The organism is Veillonella sp., assembly GCF_019414865.1.
In the GTDB taxonomy this organism is placed as follows: Bacteria; Bacillota; Negativicutes; order Veillonellales; family Veillonellaceae; genus Veillonella.
In genome coordinates, this window is record NZ_DXLG01000180.1 from 1 (window position 1) to 2386 (window position 2386).

At 39.6% G+C, this 2386-nt stretch carries 3 protein-coding genes; all 3 read left to right on the forward strand.

Annotation, left to right across the window (positions count from 1 at the left end; translation table 11 throughout):
- Positions 1-226: 226 nt before the first annotated feature.
- The 3 genes from rplS to QZ334_RS08010 all read left to right on the forward strand — a co-directional run bounded on the left by rplS (position 227) and on the right by QZ334_RS08010 (position 2332).
- On the forward strand, positions 227-568 hold the full coding sequence (rplS, locus tag QZ334_RS08000) for a 50S ribosomal protein L19 (RefSeq protein ID WP_005377523.1): 342 nt from the start codon (positions 227-229) through the stop codon (positions 566-568).
- A 68-nt stretch (positions 569-636) separates the two neighbouring features.
- Positions 637-1542, forward strand: coding sequence for a ribosome biogenesis GTPase YlqF (ylqF, locus tag QZ334_RS08005; protein WP_105085660.1), 906 nt, complete (start codon positions 637-639; stop codon positions 1540-1542).
- The gene (locus QZ334_RS08010; RefSeq protein WP_295233486.1) at positions 1535-2332 is read left to right on the forward strand and encodes a ribonuclease HII; all 798 of its coding nucleotides are present in this window, start codon (positions 1535-1537) and stop codon (positions 2330-2332) included. Before ylqF ends, QZ334_RS08010 begins: the two co-directional genes overlap by 8 nt.
- Positions 2333-2386 lie beyond the last annotated feature (54 nt).

A 2386-nucleotide genomic window follows, 5' to 3' on the forward strand; every position in this document is an offset into this window, starting at 1 on the left:
TTCTTAATGTATTATTTTCTGATTTTTCTGATGATGAAAAAGATGATTTATATCGCTTGTTAGGTAAGTTAAAGCGCCCAATCTTAAGTAAATAATTAGTTTCTCAAAATTATATAGAAAATACTTGCGAACAGTACGTGATTTATGATACTATATTGCTGTTAATTTGAGACAGTCCGCTGCCTATAAGGTGTAGGTATTGAATGTCTGCAAACAGGAGGAAACAATGAACATTATTAACGTACTTGAACAAGAACAACTTCGTACAGACATCCCTACTTTCCGCGCTGGTGACACAGTTCGCGTACACGTAAAAGTAGTGGAAGGTTCTCGTGAACGTATCCAAGTATTCGAAGGTTTGGTAATTAAACGTCAAAACGGTGGCGTACGTGAAACTTTCACAGTTCGTCGTATTGCATCCGGTGTAGGTGTAGAACGTACATTCCCACTTCACAGCCCACGCTTAGCTAAAATCGAAGTTATGCGCCGTGGTGTTGTTCGTCGTGCTAAATTGTACTACTTACGTAACCTTACTGGTAAAGCTGCTCGTATTCGCGAAAAACGCTAATGTTCATAAAAGGCTGCCGTCGGCAGCCTTTTATTTTTGCTAAAATTTAGATGTAGAAAGGAAATACTATGGCAGATTCACCTATCGTACATTGGTTCCCTGGGCATATGGCGAAAGCCACGCGTATGATTACGGAGTATATCAAAAAGGTCGACGTAGTTATCGAGTTACTCGATGCACGTATTCCTCGTTCTAGTGCGAATCCTGTAATCACTGAGCTGGTTGGTCAGAAACCTCATATCGTATTGTTAAATAAAGTTGATTTAGCTGATCCTAAGGCAACAAAGGAATGGACTGAATTCTTTACTAAACAAGGTATCACGGTATTGGCTATCGATTCTAAGTCTGGTAAAGGCAATAAGAAATTAATATCTACTGTAGAGCGTTTGAGCAAGCCTATCATTGATCGTTGGGTAGCTAAAGGCATTCGTAGTCGTTCTGTACGTACTATTATTTTAGGTATTCCTAATGTGGGTAAATCTACGTTGATTAACTCCTTAGCTGGTTCTGCAGCAACGCGTACAGCTAACAAAGCAGGTCATACACGTGGTCAACAATGGGTTAAAATCGGTAAAAACCTTGAATTGCTCGATACACCAGGTGTATTATGGCCTAAACTAGAAGACCAACGAGCAGCGGCTCGCCTTGCTATGACGGGTGCCGTTTCTGATGATGTGTATGATTTAGAACATGTCATTAAACAATTAATTAATCACTTGTTGACGAATACACCTAATATTTTGGTGGAACGATATAAATTAAAAGAAGAAGAGATGACTGATGTAGATACGATTCTTGAAAGTATCGGCCGTCGTCGTGGTTGCCTTGTAAGTGGTGGCGTAGTAGACTTTGATAAAGCTCGTCGCATCATCTTGCAAGACTATCGCAACACTAAACTTGGTACAATTACACTCGACAAAGTAGATGAAGAACCATACTATCCTGAAGATGGTGAGGAAACACAAAATGGATAAGGATGTTTTTTCTAAATTAAAGGTTGTAGACATTAAGGCGCTCTTTGAAACTGAACAAGCCTTAGAAATTTTGCTATTGGCTCAAGAGGACGGTCGTAGCTCGGTACAAAAATTAGCTGTTTCTTATATTAAACGTCAGGAAAAAGAGTTAAAAGAACAGCAACGTCTTATGGGTATGTATGACTATGAAGGCATGTTTTATGATCAGGGAATCTATCATGTGGCTGGTGTCGATGAGGTAGGCCGTGGTCCTATTGCGGGTCCTGTGACGGTAGCTGCTGTTATCTTGCCACCTATGACTTTAATTTCAGGTCTTAATGACTCTAAAAAGCTAACAGAAGAAAAGCGTGAGGCCCTCTATGATATCATCATGGACGAAGCCGTAGCCGTAAGCTGCATTTCTTATGGCCCAGAAAAGATCGATGAGCTCAATATCTATGAAGCAACGCGACAAGCGATGTATGAGGCGATTCGTACGCTCAGCGTACCAGCTGAAGCTGTAGTGGCTGATGCTATGAAATTGCCTGATTTGACGATTCCAGTTGAATCTATTATTAAGGGCGATAGTAAAAGCGCTAATATTGCTGCTGCATCAATCATTGCAAAGGTTACGCGAGATCGATATATGAAGAGTCTTGATGAGGAATACCCTGGTTATGGATTTGGTATTCATAAAGGCTATTATACTGAGTTACATAAAGAAGCTGTTGAACAACAAGGTGTAACACCACTTCATCGTAAGAGCTTTGAACCTATTAAATCTATCGTTCGTTGGGTTAAACCTGAGTGATTATATTAAATTAGATTTATCATACAAATTGTATATAGTTTATAACCGTAAAGA